Source organism: Collinsella aerofaciens, from assembly GCF_040915425.1.
GTDB classification, from domain to species: Bacteria; Actinomycetota; Coriobacteriia; order Coriobacteriales; family Coriobacteriaceae; genus Collinsella; species Collinsella aerofaciens_BW.
Map to the genome: position 1 here is coordinate 1 of NZ_JBCPDN010000020.1, position 20,497 is coordinate 20,497.

Genomic DNA, 20,497 nt, shown 5'->3' on the forward strand with positions numbered 1-20,497 from the left:
GGAGGCGAACAGCGCGTCGAGCTCGGCCTCCCTGTTGCGGACGGGGGCGCTGGCCAGCACCTCCCCGTCGCGGTCGACCAGGCAGGCCCAGTGCGATGACTTGCCGACGTCCAGGCCGAGCACGGCCGCGGGCCTGGTGGATGGCGCTTTCACGGTGGTATCCTTCCGGTAGTCGTTCGACCGGATGGCCTCCCCCTCGGCACTCACATTACCAGCCGCGGCACCTGCCCGGCACTTTCCTATCAGCCGTCGGGGGCGGCGCGTCCCGCGCCGGCAGCACCCAACGGGCCCTCTCGGGGGCAGGGACGTTCGGCCGTGCGCGGGCGCCCGGTCGGCGGCCCGTTCTGGGCGCGCCTCAATCGTAGCCCGAGACAGTCCCAGGCTGACAATTTCGACTGTAATGGACGTTCTTAAACGACTAGTCGTTGGGGACACTCTTGAACAGGCAACAGCCAAGGAGTGTCCCCAGATGCCGGCACTTAGGGACGTTCCCAAAGTGCCTGCACATAAGGAACGTCCCTAAGTGCCGACTACCGAATGGCGCCGCCGAAATTATCGAACAACCTGTTCAAAAACACGAGCGGACACCGCGGTGTCTATACTAGAGCGCAGCAATAGAAAGGACCCCGCTTTGAGCATCACGCCCCTCGATAGCATTCGCCGCGCCATCGCCCGCCGTAACGGCATCTCCAACCCCGCAGCATCGAAAGACGGCGCCGCGAAGGCCCAGGGCGGCCGCATCGAGAACGGCCTGTTCCCCGCCTCCCACACGGCCGAAGAGCTCGCGCGCATCCAGGAGCTGAGCCAGCGCAACGCCGGCGGACCCGATAGCAGCCAAGCCACACGTCGCCGGCGCGAACGCGATCGGGAGCCCGGCCCCGTCCGCCGCATGGTCAACGCTTGGTGGAACCGTCTGCTCGGCGCCGTCTACGGCGGCGGCTTCTCCATGCAGGAAGCGGAATACGAGGAGCACGCCACCAGCCGCGACTATCTTTGGAACACCCTCGGCACCGCCGTATGGGGCCTGGCGTTTCCGTTGCTCACCATCGTGTCTACGCAGCTCGTGGGCGCCGAAGAAGCAGGCAAATTCTCCATCGCCTTTGTCACCGGCACGCTCATCATGATCGCGTGCAACTACGGCGTGCGCAATTTCCAGGTCTCAGACATCGACGAAAAGACGTCCTTTGCCTCCTACCAGCTCAACCGCTGGCTTTGTGGAGCGCTCGCCCTAGGCTGCGGCCTCATGTACAGCAGCGCCCGCGGCTATGATGCGCAGATGGCGACGATCGGCCTGGGCGTCTACCTGTATAAGGTCATCGATGGCGTCGCCGACGTGTACGAAGGCCGCCTGCAGCAGGCCGACAAGCTCTACTTGGCTGGAATGAGTCAAACGCTACGCTCCGTCGCCGTCATCGCGGTCTTCAGCGTGGCGCTGTTCCTCACGCGTAGCATGCCCATCGCGGCCATGGCCATGAGCATCGCCGCGATTGCCTCGCTCGTGCTGGTCACCGCGCCGCTCGCCCTGCTCGAGACCGAAAAATCGCGCCGCGTAAGCCTGCGCGAGGTCGGCCACCTGTTTGTCCAGTGCGCCCCACTCTTTGGCGCGCTATTCCTGTTCAATCTTATCGAGAGCATGCCCAAGTTTGTGATGGAAGGAACACTGGCCTACAAATACCAGCTGTACTTTAATGCCCTGTTTTTTCCAGCTCAGGCTATTCTGTTGAGCATTGGATTTGTCTATAAACCGCAGCTCCTGCGCTTGTCGAGCATTTGGGCTAATCCTCGCAAGCGTCGTCGCTTTGACCTGATTATTGTTGCCGTTATGGCGCTGATCGTGGTCATCACCGGCGTGTGCGCCGCATTTATGGCAGGTCCCGGTATTCCCCTCATGAGCTTTATGTACGGTCTCAGCTTTGAGCGCTACCGTACGCTGGCGCTGCTAATGGTCCTCGCCGGCGGCGTCACCGCGGCCATCGACTTTATCTACGCCATCATCACGGTGCTGCGCCATGCCGGCGACGTCACCAAGGTCTACCTGATTTGTTTTGCCGTGAGCGTGGTACTCCCGGTGATCCTGATCAACCTGCTGGGCCTGATGGGTGCCGTCGTAAGCTACCTGGCTATCATGGCCCTACTGCTGGTGCTGCTGATTGTCGAGTACGCCCACATCCGCCAACGCATAGAACGAGCCCGCAACCCATACGGCGCCTAATTAGCTGCCCGGTCACCGGAATTTGCGATGGAATCACCCCGGCTGGGGTCTCGTTGCGGACAATATTCATCACGCAAAACTAAGTGAGTAGACTTTTACCGAATCCCCGACCACACCAACAGAGCACAAGTCTGTGACCTGCGGTTTTATTGAGGCAAATATGTTGGGTGCTCGGCATTTCCAAAAAAGTCTACTCACTTAGCCGGCGGGCAGCCAAATGATTATTTAATCCCCGTCCCAGAGAAATCAATTAGCGGGCAGAAGGGCAAAAGTAGTCAAATAAGCCCCGTCCCAAATTAGCTACCCCTTGCACCGATTATTCGCCCGGGTTGATGTTCGCGTAGAACTCCGCCCCGTCGTCCAGGCGCAGGATGCCCACGCGACCGAACTCGGAGCCGGTGGCGGCAGCGCAGTCGATGTCGATGCGATCGGGCACACCGGCGGCATCCTCGCCGCCCAGGCGCACAATCTGCCCGCGGCCCGACTCCTCGTCGAGCCCCGCAAGACCACCGACCTCGCAATAACGCCCGAGCGACACCGTTGGCGTGTGACCGCTCACAACGACCGGGCCCTTACCCTCGGTAGAAAGCAGCCCGGTCGGCACATCCCAATAGCCGTGACGAATCCACAGCAGGTCATCGGACGACTGCACCGCGAGCATCTGCTGCAGCAGCTCGCGATCGGCACTCACCGCACCGACGCCATCGGCACAATCGACGCCATGCTCAAGCAAAAACGCGCGCGCCGCCTTCATCTCGATTCCAGCATGTACCAGCAGATACGGGCGCTCCTCGGTCTCGACCACCGCGTAGAGCGGCAGCGCGGCCATCCATCGCACGAGCTCCTCGTATGCCTCAAATTCCATGTCGTTGAGCTGCTCGCGCGTCGTCCAGCCACCGTTGATATCCCAGGTCTCGGCATCGAGCGGATCCTGACCAATGATGGCATCGAGCATGATCTGCTCGTGATTACCCTTGAGCACGTGGGCGTTGGGCAGCGAGCGCACGAGCTTAATAACGCCGACCGGATCGGGCCCGCGATCGATCATGTCGCCCAGCACGTACAGCGTGTCGTCGGACGTCAACGAGATCTTAGACAGGGCCTCGTCAAGCGCACGCACGTGCCCGTGAGCATCAGATGTCACATAGATCGCCATGGTACGCCTCTCCTTGCATTGCGGCCGAAGCCCGACGCCGCAACTAAAACTTCAAGTTGAACTTAAATGTTACTCATTGTACTCCGTTGCAATAAAGCTGGAAAGGGTTTCCGAGCAGAGGCAAAGACGGCAGCCGTCTATGACGATATCGCGCACGCCCGCAATCCAACCCCATAAACCCACCATCTTTGGGTACAAATAACCGCAGACAACTGACCGTGCCACGCCAACCACCCAGGAGCGGACACCATCCATGAACCAGATCCTTCTCTTTATCGGCCTCGTCATCATTTTGTGCCTGACCATCAAACCCGTCGGCAAAAAACTCCCCTTCCCCACCCTGCTCATCTTTATCGCACTCGGCATGCTGCTGGGCGTCAACGGCCCGGCACACATCGACTTTAGCGACTACGCGCTCACCGAAACCGTCTGCAGCACGGCGCTGCTATTCATCATGTTCTACGGCGGCTTTAACACCAATATCGACCGCGCCAAGCCCGTCGCCGCGCCGGCGGTGCTGCTGAGCACGCTCGGCGTCGTCATCACCGCAGGCATCACCGGCGTGTTCGCCCACTTTGTACTGGGCTTCGACTGGATCGGCGGCCTGCTGTTGGGATCGGTCGTGGCGTCCACCGACGCGGCCAGCGTCTTTAGCGTTCTGCGCGAGCACAGCCTGTCGCTGAGGGGCGGCACCGACTCGCTGCTCGAGGTCGAATCGGGCTCCAACGATCCCGTCGCCTATATGCTCACCGCCGTGCTCGCCACACTCGCGGCCGGCGGCGACATCAACATTCCCGCACTGCTGGCCAAGCAGATTATCTTGGGCGTGGGCCTGGGCCTCGCCATCGGCTGGGCGGCGGGCCGCCTGATTGAACGCGCGCACGCAACGGCCGAGGGCGCGCAGACCATCTTTTTGTTCGCCGTGGCCATCGTCGCCTACGCGCTGCCGAGCTACCTGGGCGGCAACGGATTTTTGGCCGTGTACCTGGCCGGCATTGTGCTGGGTGCGAGCGACATCACCGGCAAGGTCGAGATGGCGCACTTCTTCGATACCCTCACCGAGATGGCCGAGATGACGATCTTCTTCTTGCTCGGCCTGCTCGTAACGCCCGCACGCCTGCCGCAGATGCTGCTGCCGGGCCTGGCGCTCATGGCGTTTATGCTCTTTGTGAGCCGCCTCATCGCCGTCGGCGTGCTCCTAGCGCCCTTTAAGACGAACCCTCGCCAGGTTGCGCTCGTAAGCTGGGCGGGTCTGCGCGGCGCGGCTTCGGTCGTGTTTAGCCTCTTTACCGTGGTGGCCGGTGTTCCTGGCGGTCACGACCTGTTTGACCTGGTATTTGTGATTGCCGTGTCGAGCATTGTGGTGCAGGGCTCGCTGCTACCGGCGGTGGCGAAAAAGCTCAATATGATCGACGCGGAAGGCGACGTGCGCCGTACGTTTAACGATTACCGCGACGAGGACGGCATGTCGTTTGTCAAGTTCAAGGTGGGCGCGGGCCATCCGTTTTCCGGACGCTCGCTCGCCGATATTGGCAGCGCCACGGACATGCTCGTCGTCCTGGTGCTGCGCGATGGCGCGCACCCGGTGCTGCCCAATGGCGATACCGTGATTGAGGAAGGCGACCTATTGGTGATGGCTGCCCCGACGTTTGAAGAGCGTGCCGAGGTTACGCTGCGCGAGGTCACCGTGACGCCCCACGGTCGCCTGGCCGGTCAGCGTCTTCGCGATGTGCCGCAAGGCAAGCATCCGTTTATTGTGGTGATGCTCAAGCGCGACGGCCAAACGATCATTCCCGATGGCAACACCCTAATATACGCCGGCGACGAAGCCGTCATTGCCACACTGGCGTCGTAGCGGGCAGGAGGTAGCTAATTTGCGGCGAAGAGATCAAGCGCCTAGAGAACCTCATGTCTTCGCTCGCAGATTTGGATTTGCCTGAGGAGTAAGGTCACCTCTCCCCCATGTAACCATCCTGTAAATCATAGCGGCGCACTCGGGTTTTGCTGTGATGCGGTCGCGCCTGACGCTGCACTGTGCTAAAGTATCCCGAACGTTCAAACGACTACGAGGGGGAAATAGAAGATGGCACGTGTGCACAACTTCTCAGCTGGCCCGGCCGCACTGCCCACAAGCGTGCTCGCCGAGATCGCCGACGAGATGATGGACTACCGCGGTTGCGGCATGTCCGTGCTCGAGATGAGCCATCGATCTAGCATGTACCAGCAGATCATCGACGACACTGAGGCAACCCTGCGCCGTCTGCTGAGCATCCCGGACAACTACCGTGTCCTGTTTTTGCAGGGCGGCGCCACGCTGCAGTTTGCGGGCATCCCCATGAACCTCATGCGTCGCGGCCGCGCCGGCTACGTCGTGACCGGCAACTTTGCCAACAAGGCGTACAAGGAGGCCGCCAAGTACGGCGAGACCGTGCTGCTCGCGAGCTCCGAAGACACCAATTTCGACCACATTCCCAACATGGCCGACATCAACGCGCGCATTGCCGCCGAGGCCGCGGGCGACGGGCTCGACTACGTCTACATCTGCCAGAACAACACTATCTTTGGCACCATGTTCCACGAGCTGCCCGATTGCGGCGACGTACCGCTGGTCGCCGATGTCTCGAGCTGCTTTCTGTCACAGCCGCTCGACGTTGAGCGCTACGGGCTCATTTACGCCGGCGCGCAGAAAAACGCCGGCGCCGCGGGCGTGACTGTGGTCATCGTGCGCGACGACCTCATCGCAGATGGCCCAGCCTTTGCGCAGACGCCGCAGTACCTTGACCTTAAGGCCCAGGCCGCCAAGGGTTCCATGCTCAACACGCCCAACACCTTTGGCATCTACGTGTGCGGCAAGGTGTTCCGTTGGGTTGAGCAGACCGGCGGACTTGCCGCCATGGCCGAGCGCAACTGGGCCAAGGCCAACCTGCTCTACGACCTGCTCGAGCACAGCGTGCTGTTCCATGGCACCACACAGGCCGACAGCCGCTCCATCGCCAACGTCACCTTCCGCACCGGCGACGCCGAACTCGACGCGGCCTTTGTCGCAGGCGCGGCAGAGCACCAGATTCAAAACGTCAAGGGCCATCGCCTGGTGGGCGGCATGCGCGCTAGCGTCTACAACGCCGTAACCATGGAAGATGTGCAGGCACTGGCCTCGTACATGAAGGACTTCGAAGCGCAGCTTAGTTTGAGCCCGCGATCTAACTAGCCCGCAACGCGCGGGCCGATCAGCCATCTCAGACCACCCTGTATAGATCAAAACCTGCTAAGGAGTTTTCCATGCGCAAGATTAAAACCATCGATGACATTACCAAGGACGGCAAGGTCGAGTTTGGTGAGGGCTACGAGTTTGTGAGCACCGCCGAAGAGGCCGACGCCATTCTGATGCGCTCGACCGACCTGCACGGCTACGAGCTGCCCGAGGGCATCCGCGCCATCGCCCGCTGCGGCGCCGGCGTCAACAACATCCCCGTCGAGGAGTACGCCAAGAAGGGCGTCGTCGTCTTTAACTCCCCCGGCGCCAACAGCAACGCCGTTAAGGAGCTCGTCCTAGGCATGCTGGTGCTCTCGAGCCGCGGCGTGGTGCAATCAATGAACTGGGTGCGTGACAACGCCGACGACCCCGAGATTCAGGTCGATGCCGAAAAGGCCAAGAAGGCCTTTGTGGGCCGCGAGCTCAAGGGCAAGCGCATCGGTGTCATCGGCCTGGGCAACGTGGGCTCCAAGGTCGCCAACGCCTGCGTCGATCTGGGCATGGACGTTTACGGCTACGACCCGTTCATTTCCGTCGAGCACGCGTGGGTGCTGAGCCGCGAGGTGCAGCGCGTGGGCACGCTCGAGGATCTCTGCCGCGGCTGCGACTACCTCACCGTGCACGTGCCCAGCAAGGCCGACACCATCGGCATGATCAGCACCGAACAGATTAACCTGCTGGCACCGGACGCCGTGCTCATCAACTACGCGCGCGAAACCATCATTGACGAGGACGCCGTCGACGCCGCCCTGCGCGAGGGCAAGCTCAGCTGGTTTAGCTGCGACTTCGCCACGCCCAAGACGGTCAAGATGCCCAATACGTTTATCACCACGCACTCGGGCGCCGGCACCGGCGAGGCCGAGGCCAACTGCGCCGACATGGCCATCAGCGAGCTCAAGGATTACCTGGAGAACGGCAACATCGCACACAGCGTCAACTACCCCGCCTGCAGCATGGGCAAGGCGCGCGCTGCAAGCCGCATTGCCTGCCTGCATGCCAACGTGCCCAACATGATCGGCCAGATCACGGCCATCCTGGCCAAGGACAACGCCAACGTGCAGCGTATGACCAACGAGTCCGCCGGCGAGAACGCCTACACCATGTTCGACACCGACGAACACCTAGACAGCAGCACCATCGAGGCGCTCAAGCAGATTCCGTCGATGTATCGCGTGCGCGTGATCAAGTAGCGCCGACTGACCTGACGGGCAGTTCCCCATGTGGCCTGCCCGTCGCTGACATTGAATGCCCGCGGGGGCGCCTTTCGCACGAGAGGCGCCCCCATTTTTGTGAGCGCTCCATTAAATGCACTGAGCCGCTTCTTGGCATACAATCTGTATGTTGACCTAACTATCTGTGAGGTGCCTATGGTTGATACAGATTTTGCTTGGCGGCTTACGCAAGGGCTCGTGCGGATCGACAGTTCAGACCCGGGTGCGTATGAGGACGAGATTGAGCGCTATATCAAAGCGTTGGTTGAGGAACGGTTGGCGCAGCTGAGCTATCCGGTACTCGATGCCGTGCAGATTGCAGAGCACGAAGTACTCCCCGGACGCCGCAATCTAATGGTCACCGTGCCGGGCCAAAGCGACGAGCCACGGCTCGTCTACATCTGCCATTTGGATACCGTCACCTTGGGCGATGGCTGGGACGCGGACATTCCGCCGCTCGGAGCGATCGTGCGCAACGATAAACTCTACGGCCGTGGTGCCTGCGATATGAAGGGTGGCCTGGCCTGCGCCATTGCCGCACTGGTCCATACGCTCGAGCGCGTGGCGGCAGAAGGCGAGCTGCCCCACCGCGGCTTTTCACTCATCTGCTCGGTCGACGAGGAAGACTTTATGCGTGGTTCAGAGGCAGCTATCGATGCCGGCTGGGTCGGCTCGCGTGAATGGGTGCTGGACACCGAGCCCACCGACGGACAGATCCAGGTAGCGCACAAGGGGCGTACGTGGTTCGAAATTGAAATGACTGGCGTGACGGCGCATGCGAGCCAGCCCTGGAAGGGCGCGGATGCCGTCGCCGCCATAGCCGAGGTCGTGTGTTCGCTCCGTCGCGCGTTTATGGCGCTGCCCGCGCACGATGAGCTGGGGCCTTCGACCATCACGTTTGGCCAAATCGAGGGCGGATATCGCCCCTATGTCGTGCCCGACCGCGCCAAAGTCTGGGTCGACATGCGTCTGACCCCGCCGACCGATACGGCCGCCGCGACGCGCATGGTAGAGCAGGCCATCGCCGTCGCCGAAGCCGCCGTTCCCGGTTGCCATGGCAGCTACACCGTGACGGGCGACCGCCCCGCCATCGAGCGCGACCCGAACTCTCCCCTTCTAGCAGCGCTCATGCGTGCCGCCGATGACGTGACGGACGTGGACACGACCGTCGGCTTCTTTACCGGCTACACCGACACCGCCGTCATTGCCGGCAAGACAGGTAACCGCAATTGCATGAGCTACGGTCCCGGGTCGCTCGCGCTCGCGCACAAGCCCAACGAATATGTGCCCCACGCCGATATCGTTCGTTGTCAGCAGGTGCTAATCGCGCTCGCCGATAACGTGCTCTGGGACGCGAGCGGCCAAGTTGGGGCATAATAAGCCGCGAACAAACCGACTCGTGCGTTAGGACCGCCCATGAAAGCACTTCCGTTTCCCTGCATCCGCCCGGCTCAGGACCGCGTGCTCGAGGCGCTGCCTGCAATGGGCAGCATCCTGAGCGGCAACGATGCTCTGCGCGGAGCCATTGCCGATGGTCTGATGCTCAAGGACCCGGGTGCGGCGTATTACGTGTACGAATGCTCGGGCGAGCCGGGACGTGTGACGGGTGTCGTGGCGATCTGCCCGACGAGTGTACTTGCGGGCGGCAAGGGCGATGCCAGCGCCGACGTGGCCGCCGCTGCGCACGCGATCGCCGAACTCAAAGTTCAGCCGCGCCCCGTGTCGCTCGCCTACGAGGCGTCGCCCGTCATGGACATCATCCTGGGCGCTGCCAAAGAGGGCGCCTCACTCTACGCCGTCACCGACCCCGCGGGCATTACGCACCGCGTGTGGGAGGTCAAGCGCGAGGACGCCGTCGGCGCCATCCGTGCCATGCTCGACCAGGCGCCGGAGCCGGCACTGGCCGACGACCCTGCCTACGCTGCCGCACTAGTCGAGGCATCACAGCTCCTGGCCGACGATGCCCATGCTGCCGGCACCTACACGGGCAAAGAGCCGTTCAACTTTGCTGTAGCCGCACTGTTCCCCGCCGCGCAGATCGCCGGCGCCGCGCCGCAGGTTCCGACGGGTCTGCTCACGCACCAAGTCGCGCGGTTCTAGCAAGACCAGACCACGCAGCACAAAAATCGGCAGCTCAACAAACAGGGGGCGGAGATGCAGCAGGTACATGTATCTCCGCCCCTTTTGCGTCGAGAAGTTATGCCGGCGACCCGAGCCGCCACGCTCGCGTTATCCGCGCTGCGGACCTGCAGTAGCCACAAGCGGTTCAAGGCCCAGCTCGCGTGCGTAATCCTCCTGCGTAAAAATCTCAATCAGCTCAAACGTGTCGGATTCGTCGTCAAACGCAAAGTGCAGCACCGAGCAGTTGCCCGGCACACGGTCGCGCTCGTCTGCCGCCGCGCCCTTCACGTGATCCATAAACTCCTTGATAGCCGAGCCATGACTTACCGCGAGCACGCACGCATGGTCCGGACGCTGCATAAGCTCGGTCAGCGTCGCCACCATGCGCTCGCGCACCTGCATCTGGCCCTCGCCGCCAAACTGACGATAGAAATCGCGCCACGGGCGCTCGGGCATAAGCATCACGCGCTCGGCCTCAAAGTCGCCAAAGAACCACTCGCGCAGTCCGTCCAGACGCTCGTACGCCAAGCCCGGCCACAGGTTGGCGATAGTCTGCTCGGTGCGATGAAGTGTGGAGGTGTAGGCATGATCGGGCTCAATGCCGCGCGCACGCAAAAACATGCCGGCACGCGCCGCCTGGTCGCATCCCAACTGCGTAAGCGGCGAGTCACTCCAGCCCTGAATAATACGCTTAAGGTTGAATATCGTCTGTCCATGACGGACCAGATACAGATCTTTATTCATAGGGGTCCTTTCGTTCGTTACCAACCCAAGAGCGAAAACGCCCCGTCGCAATAGCCAAAATGAAGCACGGCACCGTTGTCGGGTAGTTCTCCCTCGCCAGTCACATACTCAAGAAACTCCTGGCAGGCTGAGCCGTGGGAAACCGCCAGCACGCAGTCGTGCTGCGGCCTGGCCATGATGCGGGACAGCGCCGCGACCATACGTGTGCGAAGCTCACTTTCCGACTCGCCACCAAAGGCAACCGGATAATCACCCCAGGGCTGCGGCGGCATATCGCGATTTGATGTGCCCTCCAGCGAGCCAAAATGCCACTCACGCAGGTCATCGAACAGCTCAATGGAACGGCCCTCGCCAACGATAAGCTCGGCCGTATGCCGCGCCCGGCCCAACGGGGAGGAATACACATGGTCAAAGGCCACGCCGCACGCCTCAAACGCCGCGCGCGTCGCCAGCGCCTGCTGACGCCCGCGCGCCGTAAGCGGCGAATCGTGCCAGCCCTGCAAAATGCTCTGCACATTGAGCTCAGTCTGCCCATGCCGCACCAAATACAGATCGGCCACATGCCCTCCCCTCGTACCACCACAAAGGGGACAGGAGTCTTTGTGGTGATTTTGCCGCCGGATTGCGCCGCAACGACGCACAACTACAGCAGCACGTCGGCAAGCGGACGCTTGGGTACGTGGTGCACCCGCGCCTCGTCGCGCCAATAATTGATGGAGCCGTCGGGGTTGGAATCGATCGCATCGATCACCTGTGTCTCGGCCGGAACGCCAAACGCCATGATCAGCTTGAGCTCATATTTGTCGTTATCGAGCCCCATGGCATCGATCGCGTGGGGCGTAAAGGCCTTGAACATGCAGGCTGCCACCTCGGGCGTGGCGCTGCGGGCGGCGAGCATCATCGTCTGCGCGGCAATGCCCGTGTCGACATCGGTAATGGGAGCGGCGGGCTTGCCCGGAACGGCGCGCTCAGCAAGAATCGCGATGTAGCCGGTCGGGCGCTCACCCTCGGCAGGACCCGGCCAGTCCTTAAGTGCGCCGGCCCATGCGAGCTCGTCAAATACACGCGCGCAGTCCTCTGCACCGCTTACCACATGAAAACGCAGACGCTGAGCATTGGCACCACAGGGAGCCAGGTGCGCAAGTTCCGCCAGCTCGAGCAAAAACTCGCGCGGCACTCGCATAGACTCGTCAAAGCGACGGCACGTGCGGGCGCGGCGAACCAACGCATCAAACGCGTCCAAGCCGAGCTTTTCGCAACCCTGCTTTGCCATCGATTCGACACTCGACGGTGCCTCGGGAACTGCTTCGTTCATAGGGACCCCCAATACAAGCCAATTGTCCTTAGGAAAATCTAACCTAAAACGTAGGCAATAACGAACAGGGCTGCAATGTTCTACACCTGTTGAATAGAAAATCGCGACGTGGGGAACAACGGAAACAATTCGGGACCTTTGGGTTACGTTTCGCCCTCCCCGACCCATACGCCAGCGCCTTTAAGCGATACTGGTTGTAACGATCAAGGCTTACGCCGCACGGAAAGGAGACATTATGGGCATCTTTAAGAACGATGACCAAAAATCGAGCCAGTTTGGATTTGACGAGAAAAGCATGGCGGGCAAAGCCGTCAAGGCCGTACGCTAGATCTACGCCATCACGGGCGTCTTAGCACTCATTGCTGGTATCGCGCTGCTTTTTGCACCCGCCAAGTCCCTCGTCTTTTTGACGACCGTCCTGGGTTTTTACTTTGTAATCACTGCTGCCATCAGGCTGTTCACTGCCATTTTTGAGCCGCTGCTGCCCACCGGCTGGCGCGTGACGAGCATCATCTCCAACCTACTCATTATTCTGGGCGGCGTCATAATCCTGCGCAACCAGGCCTTCTCGACCGCGACGCTCACCACGATGGTGGTTATCGTGGCCGGCTTTGGCTGGATTGTCGAAGGTGTCATGTCCATTCTGGAGTCCGAGCTTTCGTCCAACCGTGCCCTCGCCATCCTGAGCGGCGCACTCTCCATCATCGCCGGCATGTTCGTGTTTATTTATCCGCTGTGGTCGGCCAAGATGCTCGTCATCTTTAGCGGCGCCGCGCTGCTGGTGTTTGGCGTAACGCTGATTGTTCGCGCTATTCAATTTGGCAAACTGGTGCACTAGATGCCGCGAACGCTCTTTATTGATGCCGACGCCTGCCCGGTCACGCGCGAGTCGATTGACTGCGCGCGGCGGGCGGGCGTCGCCGTTGTTATCGCCGGCAACAGCACGCAAAACTTGGAACGGCACATTCGCCGCGACGACCCGCGCGATGCCGAGCACGCGCGACGCGGCTTTTGGGTCACGACGCTCGATGTGAGCGTGGGCGCCGACAGCGCCGACTTTGCCATTGTCGAACGCCTGCAGGCGGGCGACGTAGTCGTGACGCAGGACATTGGCTTGGCGAGCATGGTGCTCGGCCGCGATGCCGCCGCAATCGGTGTGCGCGGGCGCGTCTACGACAAGGCGACCATCGACATGCAACTGTTTATTCGCCACGAGGAAAAGAAGGTGCGCCGCGCCGGCGGACGCACTCGCGGACCGGCGGCATTTACCAGCGAAGACCGCGCTCGCTTTAAGCGCAACCTCACCGAGCTGCTGCGCTAACCAAGGTAGATTTTTGGGACATGTCCGGAAATCTGCTTTTTTGCTTTGGGCGGTGTGAGCGCTCAAAATCCATGGCTCAACAAAAAAGGGGCTTCAAAATGCCATGCGTCGCCGCATTGTGCAGGCGCCGAGCATGGCTATTTTGAAGCCCGTTTTGTTAGGCCCACTTAGAGGCCGAAGGCGGATAGGATGAGGCCCCAGCCGGCACCGATGACGTACATCATGATCAGGAACAGGACGTTTTCGCGGGCGCTGCGGTTGGTGCGGAACAGCACCAGGTAGCCCACACCAGCAGAGATGAGCGTGCCGGCGAGCATCGGGGCCAGCTGCAGCGCGCCTTCCAGGTACAGTTGTGTGATGACGACGCTGGCCGAGCAGTTGGGAATCAGGCCGACAAGCGCCGAACCCAGGACGGCGAGCGTCTCGTTGCCACGCAGGAACTGCTCGATCGCGGACTCGCCGAAGGTCTCGAGCACGGCGACCAGAATCAGCGTCACCAGAAAAATGAATACCGATACCTGCACGGTGTGCGAGATGGCGCTGCGAATAATCGACAGGAGGGGCGCGCCCTCGTGAGAGCGGGAGTGACCGTGGCCATCATGGTGTTCATGCTCGTCCTCATGACCGTGATCGTGGCCATGTCCGTGTTCGTGCTCGTCCTCGTCTTCATCGCAACCGCAATGGTCGCGCTCGCACAGCTCATGGATGTGATCGGCGCTCACGCCCGCCTCGGCCACCTCGTCGATGATGTCACCGCCAGTGTGGTCGTCGTGCGCGCAGTTCACGTGGGCCGGGTTGGCCGCGGTTCCCAGCACGGTACGGCGAATCGCCGCATGCGCGCGAGCGTTACGACGCAGGCCGCGAATGGCGGCGTCCACGATAAAGCCCGTGACCAGCGCGATCAGTGCCTTCGAAGCCAAAAGCATCGCCATGGTCTGCACGGGCACCTGCTCGGCGAGCAACAGCGGCAGCATCTCATCGGAGGTCGAAAGGAACACCGCCACCAACGTGCCCAAGGTCACGACACGACCGGCGTACAGCGTTGCCGCCATGGCCGAAAAGCCGCACTGCGGCACCATACCCAGCAACGAGCCAACCACGGGACCTGCGGCGCCGGCGCGCTTGATGGCCCCGTTAACGCGGTCGCCCGCGACGTGCTCCAAGGTCTCGAGGGCCAGATACGTCACCAACAAAAACGGCACAAGCGAGAGCGTGTCCTTGCCGGCGTCGAGCAGAATATCAATCAGCAAATCCATGACGGATGGAACCTTTCGTGTCTTTCGGCAGCATTGTAAAAGTCCTAGCGGTCAACTAGGGTATTGTAGTTGTCCTAGGCGCGATGCCAATAGTTGCCCATGGTAAACTATCATCTCGCCACATCTCAATGAACCCGAGCCGCACGACGCGGCCCATCCAAGGAGAAGTTATATGAACGTTTCACAAGCACTCGAATACGAGCGCCAGCCGTTTATTCCCATGTTTATCTATGGCGATCACGGCGCCATGGAGTCCGAGCGCCAGAAGGGCGAAGAGGCCCTCAAGGTGCTCGAGACCGAGTACTTTACCGCCGAGGGCGACCCCAGCTTCGACTTTGCCACCGTGCGCGACCTGGCTGACCGCAACCGCGACCTGTGCGACCAGATTGGCGAGGCACGCCTGCGCAACGTGACGCCCGCGACGCTTTCGCGCGGCCTGTCCGATGCCGACACCTGCGCCGCCATCGGCAAGATGCAAAAGCGCACCGCCGCGTCCGTCATGCGCGAGATCCGCGGCGACCGCGACGCGCTCGGCGTCGCCTACGCTCGCAAGCCCATCCAAGGCACGGTGCTGGGCATCGACATCGAGACCACCGGTCGCGCGCCCGAGCGCGGCTACATCATCAACGTGGGCTGGGAAATCATGGACCTCACCAGCGACGCCGTGCCGCATGACGCCGAGGCGCATTACTGCGGCCTGCCCGACATCTACCGCGGCGAGGATGTGCCGTTGTCGAATATCCACCATATCACCTGGGACGACATCGACGGCAAAAAGCCGTTCCGCGAGAACAAGGAACTGCAGAAGCAGCTGCTCAAGCTTATGAAGAAGTACCCGTACATGGCGCATAACGCCGCGTTCGAGGACAGCTGGTTCAAAATTCATCTGGACGGTTACGCCGAGGCACGCCGCGCCGGCAAGATCATCGTCATCGACTCGCGCCAGATCTGCCGCAGCCTGGATGCCGACGTCCGCTCGCTCCCCCGCGAATCCGCCCCCGCCGCGCTCGAGAACTGGGCGCGCCGCCGTGGAACCCTCGCCGCCGACGCCAACGAGCAGCATCTGGGCCTGGACGACACCGACCTCATGCTCCGCACCGTCCAAGCCGAGTTCAACCTCAAGAACCTATTCGCCAAGTAGAAACGCCTGCGACAAACCCCGGCGTAGATCACGAGCGGTCTCGCAGCGGGAAACCCCGCAGTGGGGCCGCCCTACGTTCCACAGATAGATTTGCCATCACAAATTCTGAACACTCATTGCGAACGATTTCGGCCAATTCCCGACACGTAATTCGTTGTCGGATGGTGATGCGTCGATATCAAATGTGCGGCAATTGAGTATTTATATGCTATAGCTAAGCTGCGAAAACTTTTATTTAGGGCATACCAACTCATAATTGCGTCAAGCTTTTGGACAGCATTTGGTTAGACCTCTAAAACGGCTTTTCCACTCAGCGCCGTCAACACGGCATTAGCTGACACGATATATATCATGAGTATCGTATTGTCACATACCACTGCAAAAGCGGTCTACCAGGCCGCGCATTCGGTGTCTGCGAAAGGCATCGAGTCCTGTAGCCCTGCCGCGATTTACGGATCATGTCCCACCGGAACGTTCCTTGACGCAGCCGCAGAATGGCTCACCAAACATGATGTTTCCCTCGACACAAATGATTCCCTCGAGGTGATGGTGTTTGATCGCAGGAATGCGCGCTATGCAATGAACTGTCAATGCCACGTTTCTTCAAAACGATTCTCGAACTCACGCTTTATAGAGCTCAAAGATGGCATCTTCATTGTTGGCGTTGAGCTTTGCGCACTTCAGGCCGCCACCTATCTTTCTTTTCGCGAACTAGTGGAGTACTACTTTGAACTGTGCGGCGCTTATTCCCTTGGAACCGACTCTTCCACCTCCTATACCGAGCGTTTCGCGCTCACCTCGACCGAGAGGTTAAAGCAGTTCTTTAATTCCATTACCAGATGCGACGGTCTGGCCCTTGCCCGAAAGGCGATCCAATGTGTGCGCGACGGATGCCGGTCTCCTATGGAAACAGCCTTTGTCATGATGTTAACGCTGCCCAAAAGCGAAGGAGGGCTTGGTATTAAGGGAATTGAGACCGATTACGAGGTGCAGGTCACCACTGCCGCAAAGAATCTCACGAGACGCAAAAAGTTCTTTATGGATGCGTATCTAAAGAAATCTCGCACAGACATTGAATACAACGGTTTTTATCATGACGCGGAAGAAGACCGCGCCATCGATGAGGAGCGCAAGAATGCACTTGCGTCCATGGGGTACGGAATCATCACCGTCAGCCGTTATTCCTTTATGCATGCCAGCTCTTTTGTTAGGGTCATGGAAGCAATCCAGCGGAAAGAGGGCGTACGCCCCTCGCGTCTGCCAAAAGACTTTCAAATCATGCAAGAGGACCTGAGACAGTTTGTGCTCAGAAGGTTTATAGAAGAGAAAAAGCGAATTCAGAAGCAGCTTCGCCAGGATTCCGAAGAGCGTCAACGAATCGACCTCGAAAAAGCAACGCTCGAAGGCATCACGCTGGATGACCCGACAATTAATGAAGTTCCGGCAATCGATGACATGCAGACTGTCGAATCCGACAGCCCATCATTTGCCCAAACAAGCAGCCTCGCGCCCGAGGGCAGGGTCTTCGGGGCCGGAGACTAGGCCGGCTAACAAGGTGGGTACCCTAGCGACGTGCAAAATTGCGAGTATTCAGCAGGGTCGGGTGTCTATCACCCTCGAGTGGATCCAAATGTGAAGCGAAATCACTCTTGCGTGAGAGCGTTAGGCAACATTTGAGGAAGAACTCATCGGATTAACACCCTAAGATAACTCTTGAACTGCATTATATGACCTGCAATAAATTAGCGGACCCCTATAGTTGCAGAATACTCCATTTTTTGCACGGCACGAGGGTACCCACCTTGGCATCGACTATCAAAAAACGCTCAGTCCGGGATCTCGTCCACTATTCCCCATCATTTTGTACAACGAATTACCTGAACGTCATTGACATATGAACATGCACTCATATAATCGAAAGTAAATTATATGAGCGCATGTTCATATGAAAGGATATTGCAATGAGCATCCGCGTTGATGAAACGAAACTCGACATCGAGGCCACCGAACCCGCGATCCCGACCACCTGCTCGCCCGAGGACCTTCCCGACGAGGAGCTTCTCTACGACCTCGCCGACCTGTTCAAGGTCTTCAGCGACACCACGCGCATCAAGATCCTTTACGCCCTCATGGGCCGCGAGCTCTGCGTGGCAGACATCGCCGAAGCGACCGAAACCTCGCAGTCCGCGGTGTCGCACCAGCTGCGCACACTCAAGCAGTCGCACCTGGTTAAATTCCGGCGCGACGGGCGCAATATCCTATACTCGCTCGCCGACGACCACGTCTACACCATGCTCAACCAGGGCATGAGCCATATCTGCGAATAGCAACCAACCACGGTACCAGCGCGGCCTGCACCCAAGCCGCAAAAACGGGAAAGGAACCCACCATGAAAAAGCAGTACAAGCTCGATGAGATCGATTGCGCCAACTGTGCGCGCGAGCTTCAGGACGAGCTGGCCAAGCTCGAGGGCGTCAAATCCGTGTCCGTCAACTTTATGACCCAGAAGCTGACGCTCGAGGCCGATGATGCTGAGTTCGACGAGGTGCTCAACCGCGTTGTTGAGTTTACGGCCGACGCCGAGCCGGACTGCGAGATCATTCTCTAGCCCAGGTTTACGCCAACCTGCAAGGCCGCGCTTGCCGCGGCCTTTGCTCGCGAAATTATATGAACGAGTGTTCATTCATTCAAATGGGAGGATACGAGTCATGGCCACCGCCGACCCCAAAAAGAAAAAGAAGAAGCGCAAGAAAAAAGAATCACTCGAGCATAAGCGCAACCGCATCCTGGTAGCGCTGGGCATTTTTGCCGTGGTGTACGCCCTCGATGAGCTCGGCACCCTCACTGCCGCATTCGGCACCCCGGGCGACATCTACGCCAGCTTTGTGCTGTTCCTCGTGCCGTTTTTGATTGCCGGCTACGACGTACTGCAAAAGGCATTCAATAACATCCGCCGCGGCAAGGCCTTCGACGAGAGCTTCCTCATGGCCGTCGCGACCATCGGCGCGTTTGCCATGGTGCTCTTCCCCGATACCGACCCGCACATGGCCGAAGGCGCCGCCGTCATGCTGTTCTACCAGGTCGGCGAGCTGTTCCAGGCATACGCCGTGGGCAAGAGCCGCAAGTCGATCAGTGCCATGATGGACATCGCGCCCGACTACGCTAACGTCGAGCAGCCCGACGGCACACTCGAGCAGGTCTTCCCCGATGACATCGCCGTCGGCACCGTGATCGTGGTCAAGCCCGGTGAGCGCGTGCCTATCGACGGCGTCATCGTCGAAGGCGAAACCCAGCTCGACACCGCCGCACTCACGGGCGAGTCAGTTCCCCGCCCCGCCAAGTCCGGCGACGACATCATCAGCGGCTGCATCAACATGACGGGTCTCATCCACGTGCGCACCACCAAGCCATTTGGCGAGTCCACCGTCGCGCGCGTCCTGGAGCTCGTAGAAAACGCCAGCGAAAAGAAGGCGCGCACCGAGAACTTCATCACGCGCTTCGCCCGCGTCTACACGCCCGCCGTCACCGGCGCTGCCGCGGTGCTCGCGCTTGGCGGCGGCTTGGTCACCGGCGCCTGGTCCGACTGGATCCTGCGCGGCCTGACCTTCCTGGTCGTAAGCTGCCCGTGCGCGCTCGTGATCAGCGTGCCGCTCAGCTTCTTTGGCGGCATCGGCGGCGCATCCAAACTAGGCGTTCTCATCAAGGGTTCTAACTACCTCGAAACGCTCGCCGACGTGGACACCGTCGTCTTCGACAAGACCGGCACGCTCACCAACGGCACGTTTTCGGTCGTGGCGGTGCACCCCGAGTCTGGCTATACCGAGCAGTCGTTGCTCGAGGTCGCAGCCCTTGCGGAGTCGTTCTCCGATCACCCCATCGCGCAGTCCGTGCGCGCCGCCTACCATGGCGAGGTCGACCCCAAGCGCGTAAGCGACTCCACCAACGACGCGGGCCATGGCGTGACGGCAACCATCGACGGCAAGCACGTCGTCGTTGGCAATGCCAAGATGCTTGCTGCGGCCGGTATCGACGCTCCCAATTGCGAGGTTGTCGGCACAATCCTCCACGTGCTCGTTGACGGCGTGTACGCCGGCCACATCGTGATTGCAGACACCGTTAAGGCCGATGCCGAGCAGACGATCCGCGACCTGCACGCCGCCGGCGTCAAGCGCACCGTCATGCTCACGGGCGACCGCGAGGAAGTGGCTGCTGCGGTGGCCAAGCAGCTGGGGCTCGACGAGCTCCACGCGCAGCTGCTGCCGGGCGACAAGGTCGAGCGTGTTGAAGCGCTGCTCGCGGCCGAAAGCGGCAAGGGCAAGCTCGCCTTTGTGGGCGACGGCATCAACGATGCGCCCGTTCTCACCCGTGCCGATGTGGGCATTGCCATGGGCGCCATGGGGTCCGACGCCGCGATCGAGGCCGCCGACGTCGTGCTCATAGACGACAAACCGTCCAACATCGCCCACGCCATCCGTGTGGCGCGCAAGACCATGTCGATCGTCTGGCAGAACATCATCTTTGCGCTGGGCATTAAGCTGCTGATCCTTGTGCTGGCAGCACTGGGTATCGCCAATATGTGGCTTGCCGTCTTTGGCGATGTGGGCGTGGCGATCATCGCCATCCTGAACGCCATGCGCGCGATGGGGGTCAAGAACCTGTAGCGTTCGTGGGCTGTCCGGCCGGGGCCGGGCTTGGTTTTGAAAACGTCCTCGCGCATGAGGCCCGTCTTTCCTGCTCCTGCGGAGCAACGGAAAGGCGGGCCTCGCG

General features: G+C 60.6%; 19 protein-coding genes. 13 read left to right on the top strand and 6 right to left on the bottom strand.

The window, feature by feature from the left end; all coding sequences use genetic code 11:
• Positions 1-435, bottom strand: a 435-nt coding sequence (locus tag AB5164_RS04185) for an IS110 family transposase (protein ID WP_368147834.1), incomplete at its 3' end; no start/stop codon positions are given.
• Positions 436-631: 196 nt separating this feature from the next.
• Here AB5164_RS04185 and AB5164_RS04190 point away from each other — a divergent pair.
• Positions 632-2,212 (top strand): lipopolysaccharide biosynthesis protein, encoded by a 1,581-nt coding sequence (locus AB5164_RS04190; protein WP_368147832.1) that lies wholly within the window; start codon positions 632-634, stop codon positions 2,210-2,212.
• Positions 2,213-2,528: 316 nt separating this feature from the next.
• Here AB5164_RS04190 and AB5164_RS04195 read toward each other — a convergent pair whose 3' ends face one another.
• A complete protein-coding gene (locus AB5164_RS04195; protein WP_055310741.1) occupies positions 2,529-3,368 on the bottom strand; it encodes a metallophosphoesterase family protein in 840 nt (279 codons plus the stop codon).
• Positions 3,369-3,621: 253 nt separating this feature from the next.
• Between AB5164_RS04195 and AB5164_RS04200 the strand changes: the two genes are divergently transcribed.
• From AB5164_RS04200 to AB5164_RS04220, 5 genes are all read left to right on the top strand, one after another.
• The gene (locus AB5164_RS04200) at positions 3,622-5,223 is read left to right on the top strand and encodes a potassium/proton antiporter (protein WP_368142571.1); all 1,602 of its coding nucleotides are present in this window, start codon (positions 3,622-3,624) and stop codon (positions 5,221-5,223) included.
• A gap of 228 nt (positions 5,224-5,451) precedes the next feature.
• Entirely contained in the window at positions 5,452-6,576 is a 1,125-nt protein-coding gene (gene serC / locus AB5164_RS04205) for a 3-phosphoserine/phosphohydroxythreonine transaminase (RefSeq protein WP_368142570.1), read from the top strand.
• Between the two features lie 71 nt (positions 6,577-6,647).
• Positions 6,648-7,811: a phosphoglycerate dehydrogenase gene (locus tag AB5164_RS04210; protein WP_006235446.1), complete on the top strand. Its 1,164-nt coding sequence runs from the start codon at positions 6,648-6,650 to the stop codon at positions 7,809-7,811.
• Positions 7,812-7,988: 177 nt separating this feature from the next.
• Positions 7,989-9,209, top strand: coding sequence for a M20 family metallopeptidase (locus AB5164_RS04215; protein ID WP_117770198.1), 1,221 nt, complete (start codon positions 7,989-7,991; stop codon positions 9,207-9,209).
• A 39-nt stretch (positions 9,210-9,248) separates the two neighbouring features.
• Positions 9,249-9,932: a DUF1015 family protein gene (locus AB5164_RS04220; RefSeq protein WP_117770197.1), complete on the top strand. Its 684-nt coding sequence runs from the start codon at positions 9,249-9,251 to the stop codon at positions 9,930-9,932.
• A gap of 129 nt (positions 9,933-10,061) precedes the next feature.
• Here the strand turns inward: AB5164_RS04220 and AB5164_RS04225 are convergent, their stop codons facing one another.
• The 3 genes from AB5164_RS04225 to AB5164_RS04235 form a co-directional block, all read right to left on the bottom strand.
• On the bottom strand, positions 10,062-10,697 hold the full coding sequence (locus tag AB5164_RS04225) for a histidine phosphatase family protein (protein WP_117770196.1): 636 nt from the start codon (positions 10,695-10,697) through the stop codon (positions 10,062-10,064).
• Positions 10,698-10,714: 17 nt separating this feature from the next.
• On the bottom strand, positions 10,715-11,257 hold the full coding sequence (locus AB5164_RS04230; RefSeq protein ID WP_368142569.1) for a histidine phosphatase family protein: 543 nt from the start codon (positions 11,255-11,257) through the stop codon (positions 10,715-10,717).
• An 83-nt stretch (positions 11,258-11,340) separates the two neighbouring features.
• Positions 11,341-12,012 (bottom strand): nitroreductase family protein, encoded by a 672-nt coding sequence (locus AB5164_RS04235; protein ID WP_343000604.1) that lies wholly within the window; start codon positions 12,010-12,012, stop codon positions 11,341-11,343.
• Between the two features lie 337 nt (positions 12,013-12,349).
• Between AB5164_RS04235 and AB5164_RS04240 the strand changes: the two genes are divergently transcribed.
• Together AB5164_RS04240 and AB5164_RS04245 are read left to right on the top strand one after the other, a co-directional pair.
• Positions 12,350-12,850 carry an HdeD family acid-resistance protein gene (locus AB5164_RS04240; RefSeq protein WP_271743733.1) on the top strand — a complete coding sequence of 167 codons (501 nt, stop codon included), beginning with the start codon at positions 12,350-12,352 and terminating at the stop codon, positions 12,848-12,850.
• Positions 12,851-13,333: a YaiI/YqxD family protein gene (locus tag AB5164_RS04245; RefSeq protein WP_006235439.1), complete on the top strand. Its 483-nt coding sequence runs from the start codon at positions 12,851-12,853 to the stop codon at positions 13,331-13,333.
• A gap of 167 nt (positions 13,334-13,500) precedes the next feature.
• On the opposite strand, the gene AB5164_RS04250 is transcribed toward AB5164_RS04245, so the two are convergent.
• Positions 13,501-14,589, bottom strand: a complete 1,089-nt coding sequence (locus AB5164_RS04250; protein WP_368142568.1) for a putative manganese transporter — start codon at positions 14,587-14,589, stop codon at positions 13,501-13,503.
• A gap of 172 nt (positions 14,590-14,761) precedes the next feature.
• On the opposite strand from AB5164_RS04250, the gene AB5164_RS04255 reads away from it, so the two are divergent.
• The 5 genes from AB5164_RS04255 (at position 14,762) to AB5164_RS04275 (ending at position 20,391) form a co-directional block, all read left to right on the top strand.
• The gene (locus AB5164_RS04255; RefSeq protein WP_117639708.1) at positions 14,762-15,730 is read left to right on the top strand and encodes a 3'-5' exonuclease; all 969 of its coding nucleotides are present in this window, start codon (positions 14,762-14,764) and stop codon (positions 15,728-15,730) included.
• Between the two features lie 351 nt (positions 15,731-16,081).
• Complete coding sequence (locus AB5164_RS04260) at positions 16,082-17,272, top strand: putative endonuclease domain-containing protein (RefSeq protein WP_161115851.1); 1,191 nt, start codon at positions 16,082-16,084, stop codon at positions 17,270-17,272.
• Between the two features lie 419 nt (positions 17,273-17,691).
• Positions 17,692-18,057: an ArsR/SmtB family transcription factor gene (locus AB5164_RS04265; protein WP_035137284.1), complete on the top strand. Its 366-nt coding sequence runs from the start codon at positions 17,692-17,694 to the stop codon at positions 18,055-18,057.
• 62 nt (positions 18,058-18,119) lie between these two features.
• Positions 18,120-18,338, top strand: a complete 219-nt coding sequence (locus tag AB5164_RS04270) for a cation transporter (RefSeq protein ID WP_022095001.1) — start codon at positions 18,120-18,122, stop codon at positions 18,336-18,338.
• A 100-nt stretch (positions 18,339-18,438) separates the two neighbouring features.
• Entirely contained in the window at positions 18,439-20,391 is a 1,953-nt protein-coding gene (locus AB5164_RS04275; RefSeq protein ID WP_368142567.1) for a heavy metal translocating P-type ATPase, read from the top strand.
• Positions 20,392-20,497 lie beyond the last annotated feature (106 nt).

Coding starts and splice junctions, on each gene's coding strand:
- serC (WP_368142570.1), top strand. CDS start 5,452: ATGGCACGTGTGCACAACTTCTCAGCTGGCCCGGCCGCACTGCCCACA.
- AB5164_RS04195 (WP_055310741.1), bottom strand. CDS start 3,368: ATGGCGATCTATGTGACATCTGATGCTCACGGGCACGTGCGTGCGCTT.
- AB5164_RS04270 (WP_022095001.1), top strand. CDS start 18,120: ATGAAAAAGCAGTACAAGCTCGATGAGATCGATTGCGCCAACTGTGCG.
- AB5164_RS04220 (WP_117770197.1), top strand. CDS start 9,249: ATGAAAGCACTTCCGTTTCCCTGCATCCGCCCGGCTCAGGACCGCGTG.
- AB5164_RS04255 (WP_117639708.1), top strand. CDS start 14,762: ATGAACGTTTCACAAGCACTCGAATACGAGCGCCAGCCGTTTATTCCC.
- AB5164_RS04210 (WP_006235446.1), top strand. CDS start 6,648: ATGCGCAAGATTAAAACCATCGATGACATTACCAAGGACGGCAAGGTC.
- AB5164_RS04250 (WP_368142568.1), bottom strand. CDS start 14,589: ATGGATTTGCTGATTGATATTCTGCTCGACGCCGGCAAGGACACGCTC.
- AB5164_RS04265 (WP_035137284.1), top strand. CDS start 17,692: ATGAGCATCCGCGTTGATGAAACGAAACTCGACATCGAGGCCACCGAA.
- AB5164_RS04200 (WP_368142571.1), top strand. CDS start 3,622: ATGAACCAGATCCTTCTCTTTATCGGCCTCGTCATCATTTTGTGCCTG.
- AB5164_RS04235 (WP_343000604.1), bottom strand. CDS start 12,012: ATGAACGAAGCAGTTCCCGAGGCACCGTCGAGTGTCGAATCGATGGCA.
- AB5164_RS04215 (WP_117770198.1), top strand. CDS start 7,989: ATGGTTGATACAGATTTTGCTTGGCGGCTTACGCAAGGGCTCGTGCGG.
- AB5164_RS04245 (WP_006235439.1), top strand. CDS start 12,851: ATGCCGCGAACGCTCTTTATTGATGCCGACGCCTGCCCGGTCACGCGC.
- AB5164_RS04225 (WP_117770196.1), bottom strand. CDS start 10,697: ATGAATAAAGATCTGTATCTGGTCCGTCATGGACAGACGATATTCAAC.
- AB5164_RS04275 (WP_368142567.1), top strand. CDS start 18,439: ATGGCCACCGCCGACCCCAAAAAGAAAAAGAAGAAGCGCAAGAAAAAA.
- AB5164_RS04260 (WP_161115851.1), top strand. CDS start 16,082: ATGAGTATCGTATTGTCACATACCACTGCAAAAGCGGTCTACCAGGCC.